Source organism: Methyloversatilis discipulorum (genome assembly GCF_000527135.1).
GTDB classification, from domain to species: Bacteria; Pseudomonadota; Gammaproteobacteria; order Burkholderiales; family Rhodocyclaceae; genus Methyloversatilis; species Methyloversatilis discipulorum.
Genome location: NZ_AZUP01000001.1, coordinates 2,454,498 through 2,468,266, shown reverse-complemented (window position 1 = coordinate 2,468,266; position 13,769 = coordinate 2,454,498). Strand labels below are relative to the sequence as shown.

At 68.0% G+C, this 13,769-nt stretch carries 9 protein-coding genes; 6 read left to right on the top strand and 3 right to left on the bottom strand.

Annotated elements, in window-relative coordinates:
- Positions 1 to 5: 5 nt before the first annotated feature.
- Together leuS and METFAM1_RS0111455 are read right to left on the bottom strand one after the other, a co-directional pair.
- Positions 6 to 2,639: a leucine--tRNA ligase gene (gene leuS, locus METFAM1_RS0111460; protein ID WP_019915399.1), complete on the bottom strand. Its 2,634-nt coding sequence runs from the start codon at positions 2,637 to 2,639 to the stop codon at positions 6 to 8.
- A 101-nt stretch (positions 2,640 to 2,740) separates the two neighbouring features.
- Positions 2,741 to 3,619, bottom strand: coding sequence for a mechanosensitive ion channel family protein (locus METFAM1_RS0111455; protein WP_019915398.1), 879 nt, complete (start codon positions 3,617 to 3,619; stop codon positions 2,741 to 2,743).
- Between the two features lie 166 nt (positions 3,620 to 3,785).
- Between METFAM1_RS0111455 and uvrD the strand changes: the two genes are divergently transcribed.
- The 6 genes from uvrD to METFAM1_RS0111425 all read left to right on the top strand — a co-directional run bounded on the left by uvrD (position 3,786) and on the right by METFAM1_RS0111425 (position 13,196).
- Positions 3,786 to 6,011: a DNA helicase II gene (gene uvrD / locus METFAM1_RS0111450; RefSeq protein WP_019915397.1), complete on the top strand. Its 2,226-nt coding sequence runs from the start codon at positions 3,786 to 3,788 to the stop codon at positions 6,009 to 6,011.
- Positions 6,012 to 6,017: 6 nt separating this feature from the next.
- Positions 6,018 to 6,914 (top strand): tetratricopeptide repeat protein, encoded by an 897-nt coding sequence (locus tag METFAM1_RS0111445; protein WP_024300649.1) that lies wholly within the window; start codon positions 6,018 to 6,020, stop codon positions 6,912 to 6,914.
- 5 nt (positions 6,915 to 6,919) lie between these two features.
- The gene (locus METFAM1_RS0111440; protein ID WP_019915396.1) at positions 6,920 to 7,501 is read left to right on the top strand and encodes a poly-gamma-glutamate hydrolase family protein; all 582 of its coding nucleotides are present in this window, start codon (positions 6,920 to 6,922) and stop codon (positions 7,499 to 7,501) included.
- Positions 7,502 to 7,532: 31 nt separating this feature from the next.
- Positions 7,533 to 8,369, top strand: a complete 837-nt coding sequence (locus tag METFAM1_RS0111435) for a transporter substrate-binding domain-containing protein (protein WP_019915394.1) — start codon at positions 7,533 to 7,535, stop codon at positions 8,367 to 8,369.
- Positions 8,366 to 11,551, top strand: a complete 3,186-nt coding sequence (locus METFAM1_RS0111430) for a sensor domain-containing protein (RefSeq protein ID WP_019915393.1) — start codon at positions 8,366 to 8,368, stop codon at positions 11,549 to 11,551. Before METFAM1_RS0111435 ends, METFAM1_RS0111430 begins: the two co-directional genes overlap by 4 nt.
- A 160-nt stretch (positions 11,552 to 11,711) precedes the next feature.
- A complete protein-coding gene (locus METFAM1_RS0111425; RefSeq protein WP_019915390.1) occupies positions 11,712 to 13,196 on the top strand; it encodes a diguanylate cyclase in 1,485 nt (494 codons plus the stop codon).
- Positions 13,197 to 13,204: 8 nt separating this feature from the next.
- Here METFAM1_RS0111425 and METFAM1_RS0111420 read toward each other — a convergent pair whose 3' ends face one another.
- Positions 13,205 to 13,708: a hypothetical protein gene (locus tag METFAM1_RS0111420; protein ID WP_019915389.1), complete on the bottom strand. Its 504-nt coding sequence runs from the start codon at positions 13,706 to 13,708 to the stop codon at positions 13,205 to 13,207.
- Positions 13,709 to 13,769 lie beyond the last annotated feature (61 nt).

Genomic DNA, 13,769 nt, shown 5'->3' with positions numbered 1-13,769 from the left:
CTGCTTCAGCACACGATATTGACCAGACGGCCGGGCACGACGACCACTTTCTTCGCCGGCTTGCCTTCCATGAATTTCTGCGCCGCCTCGTTCGCCAGCGCAGCCGCCTCGATGGCGTCCTTGGCCGCATCGGCGGCGACGCGCAGGCTGCCGCGCAGCTTGCCATTCACCTGCAGCATCAGTTCGACCTCGTCCTGCACCAGCGCCGATTCGGCCGGCTCAGGCCACTCGGCGCTCAGGATGTCGCCGCCGAAACCGCAGTCGCACCACAGCACGTGCGTGATGTGCGGGCAGATCGGCGACAGCACGCGCAGCAGCATGGACAGGCCTTCGCCGATCACCTCGGCGGCGTCGCTGCCTTCCCGTGGCGCCTTTTCCAGCGCGTTGAGCATCTTCATGCAGCCGGAGGCCACCGTGTTGAACTGCTGCTTGCCGAGGTCGTAACTGGCCTGCTTCAGCACCAGATGCAGTTCGCGCCGCAGGTCCGCCAGCGCGGCCGGCAGCTTCGCCTTGCCCAGCGTCGATGCAGCCGGCACGCGGGCGCGCAGTTCGGCGTTGTAGTCCTGGGCGAAATTCCACACCCGTTTCAGGAAGCGGTGCGCGCCTTCGACACCGGCGTCGTTCCATTCCAGCGTCTGTTCCGGCGGGCTGGCGAACATCATGAAGAAGCGCGCGGTGTCGGCGCCGTACTGGTCGATCAGCGCCTGCGGGTCCACGCCGTTGTTCTTCGACTTCGACATCGTGGTCAGTTCGTGCTCGAGCACGGTGCCGTCGGCCTTCAGCCGGCCGCCGGTGATCTGGCCCTTGGCGTCGCGCTGGACGTCTACATCGCTTTCCCAGTAGTAGTTCTTGCCGCCGCCCTCCGGCTTGTGCAGCCAGGCGTGGTTCAGCACCATGCCCTGGGTGAGCAGGCGGGCGAAGGGTTCCTTCACCGTCATCAGCCCCATGTCGCGCATCACCTTGGACCAGAAGCGCGAGTACAAGAGGTGCAGGATGGCGTGTTCGATGCCGCCGATGTACTGGTCGACCTGCATCCAGTAGTTGGCGCGCTCATCGACCATGGCTGCGTCGTTGCCGACCGAGCAGTAGCGGGCGTAATACCAGCTCGAATCGACGAAGGTGTCCATGGTGTCGGTTTCGCGCTTCGCCGCGGCGCCGCACTTCGGGCAGGCGACGTTGATGAAGTCGTCGCGCTTGAGCAGCGGGTTGCCCGAGCCGTCCGGAATGCAGTCTTCCGGCAGCACCACCGGCAGCTGCTCGTCCGGCACCGGCACGTCGCCGCAGTGATCGCAGTGGATGATGGGAATCGGGCAGCCCCAGTAGCGCTGGCGCGATACGCCCCAGTCGCGCAGGCGCCACTGCACCTTCTTCTCGCCACCCTTGGCGGCGAGGTCGGCTGCGACCGCATCGACCGCGGCGGCGTAGCCCAGGCCGTCGTACTTGCCGCTGTTCACGCAGACGCCATCTTTCGAGCCGTACCACTCGGCCCAGGCGTCGGTCGAGAAGGCGTTGTCGCCGACTGCGATCACTTGCTTGATCGGCAGGTCGTACTTCTTCGCGAAGCCGAAATCGCGCTCGTCGTGCGCCGGTACGGCCATCACCGCACCGTCGCCGTAGCTCATCAACACGTAGTTGCCCACCCACAGCGGCACCGATTCACCGGTCAGCGGATGCACGACGGTGAGGCCGGTCGGCAGACCTTCCTTTTCCATCGTCGCCATGTCGGCTTCCATCACCGAGCCGTGCTTGCATTTCTCGATGAAGGCGGCCAGTTCCGGGTTGTTGCGGGCGGCGTGCGTGGCCAGCGGATGTTCGGCCGCCACCGCGCAGAAGGTGACGCCCATGATGGTGTCGGCGCGGGTGGTGAACACCCACAGCTTGCCGTCGTCGATCAGCGCGCCGCTGTCATCGCGGACGTCGTGACTGAAGGCGAAGCGCACGCCGGTGCTCTTGCCTATCCAGTTCGCCTGCATGGTCTTCACGCGCTCCGGCCAGCCGTCCAGCGTGTCCAGGTCGTCAAGCAGTTCGTCGGCGTATTGCGTGATGCCGAGGTAGTAGCCAGGAATTTCGCGCTTTTCGACCAGCGCGCCGGTGCGCCAGCCGCGGCCGTCGATCACCTGTTCGTTGGCCAGCACGGTCTGATCGACCGGATCCCAGTTCACCACCTGGGTCTTCTTGTAGGCGATGCCCTTTTCCAGCATGCGCAGGAACAGCCACTGGTTCCACTTGTAGTAGGCAGGCTGGCAGGTCGCGAGCTCGCGGCTCCAGTCGATGGCAAAGCCGAGCGCCTTGAGCTGCTGGCGCATGTAGTCGATGTTGTCGTAGGTCCATTTCGCCGGCGGCACCGCGTTCTTGATCGCCGCGTTCTCGGCCGGCAGGCCGAAGGCGTCCCAGCCCATGGGTTGCAGCACGTTGTAGCCACGCATCCGGTGGAAGCGGGTGAGCACGTCGCCGATCGTGTAGTTGCGTACGTGACCCATGTGCAGCTTGCCCGACGGGTAGGGGAACATCGACAGGCAGTAGTACTTGGGCTTCGACGCGTCCTCGACGGCCTTGAAGGTCTGGCTGTCGTCCCAGTAGCGGCGTGCGGCGGCTTCGACCTCGGACGGGGTGTAGGCGGGTGTCTGTTTTTCTGACATGAGGCGGGATGCGGCGGAAATGAACGCTAACCCGCGATTATAGGGGCTGCGGCCGCATGAAAGGCCGGCGGCCGCTGCGCTCGCTGCCGCCGGCCTCCCGTTCAGCCCGCCGGATCGGGCGTCAGCATGCGTGCAGCCTGGTCGGTCAGCACCGCTTCGGTTTCGCGGGCGAGCGACAGCGTCACCTGCGGATACGGAATTTCATGACCGGCGGCGTCAAAACGGGCCTTGAGCCTGCGCAGGAACTCGCGCCGGACTTCCCATTGCGCCAGCGGCAGCGTCTTGATCCGGGCGCGTAGCGTCACGGCCGACGCGTTCCAGTCCTGTACGCCGGCGATTTCGAGGTCGTCGAGTATCTTGAGCGCGTAGTCCTTGTCCTTGCGCATGTCGGCTGCGACCGCCTTCATCAGCGCGAACATGTCATCCACGTCGTCACGGTAGTGCACGCCGACGTCCAGCACCGCGTGCGCGAACTCGCGCGAACGGCTGGTGACGACGGTGATTTCGCCATTCGGCACGAAATGCACGTCGCCCGCATAGTCGCGCAGGCGCACATAGCGCAGCGTCACCTCCTCGACGGCGCCATCCCGGCCGGCGATGCTCACCACGTCGCCGACGCGGATCTGGTTCTCGAGCAGCACGAAGAAGCCGGAGAAAACATCCTTCACCAGTGTCTGCGCGCCGAAGCCGATGGCGATGCCGGCGACGCCCGCGGTGGCGAGCAAGGGGGCGACCGAAATGCCGAGCACGCTCAGCGCAAGGCCGGCCGCCAGGATGAAAATGACGACCGAGGCCGCGTAGCGGGCCACCCGCACCAGAGTGTCGATGCGCTTGATGTCCTCGATGCTGTCGGTACGGTTGCGCACGGTCGCATGAATCAGCCGGATCGCTCTGCGCGCGATCAGGCGCAGTACCCAGGCGAGCGCCAGGATGAAAGCAAGCCTGATCGAAAGATCGAGCAGCAGGGGCAGTCTTTCCATTGCCCAGGTGTAAAGCCAGCTGGAGGCATTTGCCCAATCGGTCACTGTTGTGGTCTCCCTGTTGATTCAAGTGGCACAAGCCCGACCGGCGCAGACCGGTCGGGTTCCGCTCTGTCGGACAAGGACTACAGGCGCCGTGCCGACCTTCGGCCGGTAGAATCCGCCCATGACCACCAATCCTCTCCTGTCCGGCCTGAACGAACAGCAGTTCCAGGCCGTCACGCTGCCGTCGCAGTCCGCACTCATCCTCGCCGGCGCCGGTTCCGGCAAGACGCGCGTGCTCACGACCCGGCTGGCCTGGCTCATCTCCACCGGTCAGGTGTCGCCGCACGGCATCCTCGCGGTCACCTTCACCAACAAGGCGGCCAAGGAAATGCTGGCGCGGCTGACCGCGATGCTGCCGATGAATGCGCGCGGGCTGTGGATAGGCACCTTCCACGGTCTGTGCAACCGCATGCTGCGCGCGCACTGGAAGGAAGCCGGGCTGCCGCAGCTCTTCCAGATCCTCGATTCGGCCGACCAGCTGTCGGCCATCAAGCGCATGCTGAAGGCGCTGAACATCGACGACGAGAAATTCCCGGCGCGCGACCTGATGTATTTCATCAACTCGGCCAAGGAGCAGGGCCTGCGCCCGCACGAGGTCGAGGCCTTCGACGATTTCGCGCGCAAGCGGGTCGAGCTCTACCAGGCTTACGAGGCGCAGTGTCAGCGCGAGGGCGTGGTCGATTTCGCCGAACTGCTGCTGCGCTGTCACGAGCTCCTGCAACGCAACGAGCCGATACGCGCGCACTACCAGCGCCGCTTCCGCCACATCCTGGTCGACGAGTTCCAGGACACCAATGTGCTGCAGTACCGCTGGCTCAAGCTGCTGGCGGGCCTGGGCACCGAAGGCCAGGCGGCCGTGATGGCGGTCGGCGACGACGACCAGAGCATCTACCGCTTCCGCGGCGCCGAGGTCGGCAATATGCGCGACTTCGAGCGCGAGTTCCATGTCGACAACGTCATCCGGCTGGAACAGAACTACCGCTCGCACGGCAACATCCTCGATGCCGCCAACGCGGTGATCAAGCACAACAGTGGCCGGCTCGGAAAGAACCTGTGGACCGAAGCCGGTCACGGCGAGCCGCTGCGCGTCTATGAGGCTTTCAACGACATCGAGGAAGCGCGCTGGGTGGTCGAGGAAATCCGCGCGCTGATCCACGACGGCACCGCGCGCGACGACATCGCGCTGCTCTACCGCAGCAACGCCCAGTCGCGCGTGCTCGAACACGCGCTGTTCTCGGCCGGCATTCCCTACCGTGTCTACGGAGGCCTGCGCTTCTTCGAACGGCAGGAGGTGAAGCACGCGCTGGCCTATATGCGGCTGATCGCCAATCCGCACGACGACACCGCGTTCACTCGCGTGGTGAACTTCCCGACCCGCGGCATCGGTGCCCGTTCGCTGGAACAGTTGCAGGACGCCGCGCAGGCGCATTCCACCAGCTTGTATGGCGCGCTGAATTTCCTGACCGGCAAGGCGGCGCAGTCGGTCGGCGCCTTCGTCAAGCTGGTCGACCAGCTGCGCTTCGCCTGCGAGGGGCTGAAGCTGCCGGAAATGGTCGAGCAGGTACTCGAACTGTCCGGCCTGCGCGCGCACTACCTGACCGAGAAGGAAGGCCAGGAGCGCGTTGCCAACCTCGATGAAATCATCAACGCGGCCGCCAACTTCATTTCCGAAGAAGGCTACGCCCAGGTTGCGGCCGAGGACGAGGCGGCGCCGCCCGATCCGCTGTCCGCCTTCCTGTCGCACGCTTCGCTCGAAGCGGGCGAACACCAGGCCGACGCCGGCCAAGCGGCGGTGCAGCTGATGACCGTGCATTCGGCCAAGGGGCTGGAGTTCGACGTGGTGTTCATCGGTGGCCTCGAAGAAGGCCTGTTCCCGCACGAGAACTCGGTGCTGGAGCGCGACGGTCTGGAAGAGGAGCGGCGGCTCATGTACGTCGCCATCACCCGTGCCCGCAAGCGGCTCTATCTGTCGTTCGCGCAGTCGCGCATGCTGCACGGCCAGACCCGCTACAACCTGCGCAGCCGCTTCTTCGACGAAATTCCGGCCGAACTGCTGAAGTGGCTCACGCCACCGGCGAGCGCGCGCGGCTACGGCGGCTTCGGCAGCAGCGCCGTACCGTCGGTACCGGCGAGCAGCAATCCGCGCAGCTTCGGCAGCGGTCGCCGGACGACGGCGGTCAATGACAGCGGCTTCCGCGTCGGCCAGCAGGTGAGCCACGCCAAGTTCGGCGCCGGCGTCATCGTCAATGCCGAAGGCTCGGGTTCGGATGCCCGGGTACAGGTCAATTTCGGTGCGTCGGGCGTCAAGTGGCTGGCGCTCGCAGTGGCCAAGCTGTCGCCGGCCTGATTGCTCATGAGCGCGCGCTTCCGTCTTTTCTGTTTCGCAGCGCTGCTGTCGGCAGCCAGTACAGCTGCGGCGTCGGAACAGTGGCGCACCGCCCACCTGCGCGGCGACTGCGATACGGCGCTGGCGGAGGCGCGCGGCGCCGCCGAGAAGGGCGAGCCGGAAGCGATGCTGCAGATGTCCGACTGGCATTTCTTCGGCACCTGCCTCGACAAGAACGACACCGAATCGGCGCGCTGGGCGCTGTTGTCGGCCGAGGCCGGGCTGGCGCGTGGCCAGGTCGTCGCCGGACAGATCCGCGCCAGCGGCATCGGCGTCGAGCGCAATGCGGCCGAGGCACGCCGCTGGTACACGCTGGCGGCCGAAGGCGGTGACCCGGAAGGCATGTTGCTGCTGGCCAAGATGATCGAAGCCGACACCGCCGACCCGCTGGCGCCGGAACTGGCGCTGGCCTGGGTGAGGCGCGCGGCGGACAAGAATTACGCGCCGGCCTATGTCCATCTGGCGGCGATCTACAGCGGCGGCGGCGCCCAGACCGACTACGCCGAATCGGCACGCTGGCTGGAGAAGGCGATGCAGGCCGGCTACAAGGACAATTCGGTCTGGGTCGCCTGGTCCTGGGCCTGCCTCAACCTCGGCCGTTACGACGAGGTGCTGCAGGCGGCGACCAAGGTGCCGAACGACGCGCCGGAATTCAAGGCAGCGCAGATCAATCACGCGCACGCGCTGTTGCTGAACGGACAGATCGGCAATGCGCGCGAGGTGTACGCCGCCAACATGACCCTGCGTGGCACCGACGAATTCCGCCGCATCCTGCGCGAAGACTTCGCCGAACTGCGCCGTTCCGGACGCGATCACCCGGGCATGGCGCGCATCGAGAAGCTGTTCCTGTCCGGCAAGCCCTGAGCGCCGTGCACCGCGACCGCCATCGCAGCTATGCCGAACTGTCGTCCGCGCATCGCGAGGGCATCGACTACCACGTCACCGTCGAGCGACGCGGCAGCGGGGTCGCCATCGTCGCGCCGCATGGCGGGCGCATCGAGCGCGGCACCTCGGAAGTGGCGCGCGCGATCGCCGGCGACGACTTCGATCTTTACCTGTTCGAAGGCGCGTTGCCGACCATGAACTTCGAAACGCTGCACATTACCAGCACCCGCTTCGACGAGCCGCGCGCCCTGGCGCTGATCGCCGACTGCGACGCGGTGCTGGCGGTGCATGGCGTGGCCGATACCGGCGAGCGGGCGCTGCTCGGCGGCCGCGATCGTGCGCTCGTCTGCGCCATGGCTGATCGTCTGTACGCACGCGGCGTGCTCGCGCAGACCAGCGGCCATCGCTACGCCGGCCTTGACCCGCGCAATCTGTGCAACCGCGGGCGGCAGGGGCGCGGCGTGCAGATCGAACTGAGCGACCGGCTGCGCGGCGGTCGCTACGAAAAGGCGGTGATCGATGCCGTTCGTGCTGCCCTGCATGGACGGGTCATGACGCGACGCTAGAATGCAAGGCTGACCTCGTCAGCAACCCGTCATGCGCACCCCCTACCTGCTTGCCGGATTCATCGTTGCCCTCGTCGCGTTGGTGCTCGGCCGGATCATCTACGACGATCCGGCGCGATCGGGCGCTGCGCCGACCTTGCGTGCGCTGTATTCGATCGAGCCACCGTTTGCCTACATCGACGCGCGCGGCCGCGTTACCGGCGAGGCGCCGGAAATGCTGCGCGTGCTGGCCAAACGGGCCGGCCTCGGCGAGGTCGAGTTCATCCATACCGAGTTCGGCCAGTTGCTGCACGATCTGCAGGTCGGACGCGCCGACATCGTCGCCAGCGGCCTGTTCGTGACGCCCGAGCGCGCCCAGCGCGCCCGCTTCACCCGGCCGACCGCGCAGGTGTCGTCGGCGCTGCTGGTGGGTACCGGTAATCCGCTCGACCTGCACGGCCTCGACGACATCGCCGCGCACCCGGATGCCGTGCTGGCCGTCATCGACGGCGCAGTCGAACTGACGGTGGCCAAGCGTGCCGGCGTGCCGCCTGCCCGCATACAGCGTCACGGCGACGCGACCAGTGCGGCGGTAGCGGTAATCGAGGGCCGGGCCGACGCGCTTGCGCTGTCCGACGTGTCTTTGCGCCACATGCTCGCGGTATCCGGCCTGACCGGTGTCGAACTGGCGCAGCCCTACCGGCCGCCGCAGCGCGAAGGGCGTGGCGAAGCAGGTTGGCCCGCCTTCGCGCTGCGTCCGCAGGACGAGGCGATGGCGCGCCGCATCGACGAGGCGATGGCCGGCTACCTCGGTTCGCCCGAGCATCGCGCGTTGGTGGCCGCCTTCGGCTTCGGTCCGGACAACCTGCCGGCGCCTGCACAGCGATGAACGGGCGCAGCGCAATGGCGGGCGGCCCGCCGGTGTTCGGTCTCGCGCTGCTGCTGTGTGCCTGCATGGGCCTGATGAGCTATGCGCACGTGCGCTGGGACGACAGCCTCGCCGCGGCGCTGACCGCGCGCGACAACCTGGCGCAGTCGCGTCGTTATGCGCTGCTTGCGCAGCTCGACACCGAGCGCCTGCTGACCGGTGTGACGACCGTACCGCGCACCCGCGTGATCGCCCATCTGGACCGCGCCCTCACCACCGCGCGCGACCTGCGCAGCGGCGGCGGTGCCATCGCCGGCTTCTCGGCGCGGGCGCCGGTCGCTGGCGACGTGGCCGCGGCGGCTGATGCCTACGTCGCGGCGCTGGCCGATGCGCGCGCCATCATGGAACGCCAGCTCGACGGGTTCGAGGCGGGCGGCAGTGCGCTGCTGCTGGCGCAGCGCGCGGTCGATGGCCGCGCCGTTGCGCTGGAGGACGCATTGCTCCGTCATCTGGCGGCGCAGCGCCGGTTGCTGAGTCAGCATGACACGGCGACGCTGGCGCTGGTGGCGGGACTTGGCCTGTTCGTGCTGTTCTATCTGTACGTCGCGCACCGGCGGCGCGATGCCGCGGTCGATGCGCTGCTCGCCAGCGAGTCGCGCCTGCGTGCCTTCGTCGACAGCCTGCCCGAGGTCGCCTTCATGCTCGACCGTCACGGTCGCTACATCGAGTCCTTTGGCAATGGCGGCGCCGTGCTTGCGTCGCCGGCGGAAACCCTGGTCGGTCGCACCGTCGAGGAGGTGTTCCCGGCCGACGTGAGCAGCCGCTTCCTCGCGGTGATCCGCCAGGCGCTGGCGCGGCAGCGCACGCAGTCCTACGAGTACACGCTCGAGCTGGCGGGCCGGCAGGTGGTGTTCGATGCCCGGGTGTCGCCGGTACCCGGCAGCGACCGCGTCGTCTGGGTGTCGTGGGACGTGACGGCGCGCCGCCGCGCCGAGGCGCACGTGCAGGCGCTGGGCCGGCTGTACAACTTCCTCAGCCAGGTGAACCAGACCATCGTCTGGTCGGCCGACGAGGACGAGCTGTTCGAACGCATCTGTCGCGTCGCCATCGAGTTCGGCGCCTATCGCTTCGCCTGGATCATGCGTACCGACGACAGCGGCACGCTGGCGCTGCGCGCCAGCGCCGGCAGCGCGGTCGCCGACCGCGCGCTGCTGGTCAGCGCATCGTCCACCGACGCCGGCAGCGTCACCGCCGCCGTCATGCACAGCGGCAAGCTGTGCCGTCTGTCGACGCTCGACGGCGACGACGCGTGGATGCCGGCCGCGCGGGCCGCCGGTTGCACGGGCTATGTGGGCATGCCGATCCGGCTCGACGACCGGGTGGTTGCCGTGCTCGGCCTGATCGCACGCGAAGTCGACCCGGATGACGAGGATGAGGCCCGTCTGCTCGACGAGGTGATGATGGATCTGTCCTTCGCCGTGCGTCGCCTGCGCGACGACCGCGACCGCGCGCGCGCCGAACAGTCGGCGCGCCTGCTGGCGGCGGCGCTGCGCAGCACGCGCGACGGCGTCGTCGTGACCGATCTCGACGGCGTCGTGGTCACCGTGAACGAGGCCTTCTGCGAACTGAACGGCCTCGATCCGGCTGCCACCGAAGGATGCACGCTGATGTCGCTGCTCGATGTCGAGGGCGCCGAGGGGCTGTATGCCGACATCGACCGCGCCCTGCGCGGCGGCGGCTTCTGGCAGGGCGAGGTGGCGGCGCGGCGGCGCAACGGCGAGGCGTGGTCGGGCTGGCTGTCGTGCGCCACCGTGCGCGACGACGACGGCCGGGCGACCCACCGCGTCAGCGTGCTCACCGACATCACGCAGGCGCGGCGCACCGAGGAAATGCTGCACCACCTGTCGCAGTACGACCCGCTGACCGACCTGCCCAACCGCGTGCTCATCCAGTCGCGCCTGATGCACGCGATCGATCTGGCGGCGCGGCGCGGCACGCGCGTGGCCGTGCTGTTCCTCGATCTGGACAACTTCAAGACCATCAACGACGGCCTCGGCCACGCCGCCGGCGACGAGGTGCTCGCTGCCGTCGCGCAGCGTCTGCGCGCGCGTTTGCGCCGGCAGGACACGCTGGGCCGGCAGGGCAGCGACGAATTCGTGCTGCTGCTCGAAAACCTCGACCAGCCGGGCGAGGCGGCGCTGGTTGCCCAGGGCGTGTTCGACAACCTGAGCGCACCGGTGCGTCTGGCCTCCGGTCAGGACATCTACCTGCAGGCGAGCATCGGCATCAGCCTCTACCCGGACAACGGCAACAGCGCCGAGGACCTGATCCGCGACGCCGACGCCGCGATGTACCAAGCCAAGCGCAGCGGCCGCAACACGCTGCGCTTCTACACCGACGCCTACACCGATGAGGCGACGCGGCGGCTGTCGCTGGAGACGGGCCTGCGGCGCGCGCTGGAGAACGATGAGTTCGAGCTGCGCTTCCAGCCGCTGGTCGATCTGTCCGATGGCGCGCTGATCGGCGCCGAGGTGCTGGTGCGGCTGTCCGCGGCGGCCAGCGTACACGCCGGCCCGTCGCAGTTCATCCCGATCATGGAAGCCAACGGACTGATCGTGCAGCTGGGTGAGCGCGTGCGCGAGCTGGCCTGCCGCCAGGGGCGTGCCTGGCTCGACGCCGGTTACCGGCTCGGCACGCTGGCGGTGAACATGTCGGTTGCCGAAATCCGCCGCGGCGGGCTGGAACGGCGCATCGAGCGGCTGCTCGGCGATACCGGCTTTCCGGCCGCGCTGCTCGAACTCGAAGTGACCGAATCCAGCCTGATGGAGCAGGGCGACGAAGCGCGTCACTTCCTCGATGCGATCAAGCGGCTCGGCTTGCGCATGGCGATCGACGATTTCGGTACTGGCTACTCGTCGCTCGCCTACCTGAAGCGGTTGCCGGTCAACAAGCTCAAGATAGACCGCAGTTTCATCTGCGACCTGCCGGGCGACGCCAGCGCGGTCGAACTGGTCGACACCATCATCACGCTCGGTCACAAGTTGGGCATGTCGGTGCTGGCCGAGGGCGTCGAAACCGAGGGGCAGCGCGATCTGCTGCGCGCGCACGGCTGTGACGCCTGCCAAGGCTATCTGTACGCCGAGCCGCTCACCGCTGCCGAGTTCGAACGCCGCTTCCTGCGTCCGGCGCCCCGCGTGCAGTGAACGCACGACACCAATCCTTTCAGGCGGTGACCGGCGCCCCCGCTAAAATGACGGGTCGCGGGTCCGCCTCCCGGGCCCGGTCCGATTTCAGCGAGTTGCCCGTGCAGTCCGCAATGTCCCCCGATGCTTCGTTGTGTCCACGCCCGAACAGGGTGACGGCATGAACACCGCTGTCGCAGGCGGTGGCGAGCACACGCCGCAGCTGGGTTTCGCGCAGCGCAGCTATCGCGCGCGGCAGGCCGGGCTGCTGTTTGGCTTGCCGATGGTGCTCGCCGTGCTGTACGAGCGCGGCGACCTGTCGTGGCCGTCCTGGCTGCTCTGGCTCGGCCCCATGCTGCACGCGCTGCTGTGGCCGCACCTGGCCTGGTGGCGCGCCCGGCAGTCGCGCGATCCTTTCCGCGCCGAAGGCGACAACCTGCTGGCCGATCACTTCTTCGGTGGCGCGTGGACCGCGCTGATGGCCTTCAACGCCGTGCCCTCGCTGCTCATCCTCGCGCTGATGAGCATGGACAGCGTCGCCGGCTGCGGCCCCCGTCTGATGCTGCGCGGCCTGCTGGTGCATGCGGTGGGGGTGTTCGCCGGCGTGCTGCTTTACGGATTCGACTGGCAGCCGCTGTCCAGTCTGGTTGTCGTCGCGGCCAGCGTGCCGATGCTGCTGCACCCGATCGCCATCGGCTTCGTCACCAACCAGGCGCTGCGCAAGCTCCAGCGTCAGCGCGAGGCGCTGGAGACACTGAGCCGGATCGACGCACTGTCCGGCCTCGCCAACCGCGGTCACTGGGAGGTGCTGGTGCGCAAGGAGTTTGCGCGCTACCGTCGCTACGGGCATACGGCAACGCTGGTGATGGCCGATCTCGATCATTTCAAGTACATCAACGACCGCTACGGCCATGCCGCCGGCGACGAGGCGATCCGCCGCTTCGCCGCGCTGCTCGGCCGCGAACTGCGGGCGAACGATACGGCGGGCCGCTATGGTGGCGAGGAGTTCGGCATCCTGCTGCCGGACACCACCGGTGAGGGCGCGCGCGACATGATGGCGCGGCTGCGCCGATGCCTGCACGACGAACCGCTGATCGACGGCCACGTGGTCACCGCCAGCTTCGGTGTGGCCGAACTGACGCCGATGCTCGACACCTGCGAGGCGTGGATGCGGGTGGCCGACCAGATGCTGTACCGCGCCAAGCACGCCGGTCGCGACCGCATCGTGCTGCCCGGCCCGGGCGGCAGCGAGGCCGAAGACGGTCCGCTGAACGGTGAGGAGGAGGTGCCACCGCACCTGGCGGTGGCGGCCGCGCGGCCGGACGTGCTGCGTCAGCTGCTGACCGGCATAGACATGAGCGAAACCGCCTTCGCGCTGTTCGATCCGGTCGACCGGCTGGTGCTGGCCAACGCTGCCTTCATCGAAATGTACTGCGTGCCGGCCGGCGATCTGCGCTTTGCCGACCTGATGCGAAATTGCTACACGCACCGCATCGGGCCGCGCATCGAAACCGACGACATCGACGCCTGGCTTGCCGCGGCGGACAGCAAGCGGCGCAGCCGGCCGTGGCGCTCTTTCGACGTCGACATGATGGACGGGCGGATACTGCGGGTCGAGGAAACCTCGTTCGGCGAAGGCTGGGTGCTGACGGCGATCAGCCGCTGAGCGCGGCCTTAGCTGCCGTTGCGGAAAGGCGCGGCGAGGTCGCCGGCGCAGTTCAGGTACTGCCCCGTCACGTCGCGTGGCGCCGGGCCGTTGAAGGGCAGCTCGACGTCGCCGCCGACCTGTCCCAGCACCAGGCGACCGCCGAAGAACAGGAAGTTGCGCATCAGTGTCGCCCAGTCGAGCTGCTTGTCGGCCTCGAAGCCGGGCAGCGTGAGCCGGCCGTCCTGTGCGACGAGCAGTATGGCGGGGCGGAACTGCTCGACTTCCAGCCGCGCCAGCACCGGCAGTCCAGGATTGCCCGGCGGCGGCTGAACCTCGACGCGGGCATTCACCTCGTCGCCGTCGCGCTGACGCACGATGCGGATGTCCCAGCCGGACACCGTCACCGCGCTGCCGCAGCCACGCGGCCAGCCGTTGTCGAGCTCGACCACTGCGCGGTAGCTGTCCGCGGCCGCCAGCGGCGCTGCGGCCAGACATGCCAGCAAGGAGAGGAGCAGGGTGCCGTGTTTCATGCCGGCTCAGACGCCGCAGGGCGTCCGGAGTTCGCAGTGCTCGCCCGCAGCCCGCTCGGCC

Coding starts and splice junctions, on each gene's coding strand:
- leuS (WP_019915399.1), bottom strand. CDS start 2,639: ATGTCAGAAAAACAGACACCCGCCTACACCCCGTCCGAGGTCGAAGCC.
- METFAM1_RS0111455 (WP_019915398.1), bottom strand. CDS start 3,619: ATGGAAAGACTGCCCCTGCTGCTCGATCTTTCGATCAGGCTTGCTTTC.
- uvrD (WP_019915397.1), top strand. CDS start 3,786: ATGACCACCAATCCTCTCCTGTCCGGCCTGAACGAACAGCAGTTCCAG.
- METFAM1_RS0111445 (WP_024300649.1), top strand. CDS start 6,018: ATGAGCGCGCGCTTCCGTCTTTTCTGTTTCGCAGCGCTGCTGTCGGCA.
- METFAM1_RS0111435 (WP_019915394.1), top strand. CDS start 7,533: ATGCGCACCCCCTACCTGCTTGCCGGATTCATCGTTGCCCTCGTCGCG.
- METFAM1_RS0111430 (WP_019915393.1), top strand. CDS start 8,366: ATGAACGGGCGCAGCGCAATGGCGGGCGGCCCGCCGGTGTTCGGTCTC.
- METFAM1_RS0111425 (WP_019915390.1), top strand. CDS start 11,712: ATGAACACCGCTGTCGCAGGCGGTGGCGAGCACACGCCGCAGCTGGGT.
- METFAM1_RS0111420 (WP_019915389.1), bottom strand. CDS start 13,708: ATGAAACACGGCACCCTGCTCCTCTCCTTGCTGGCATGTCTGGCCGCA.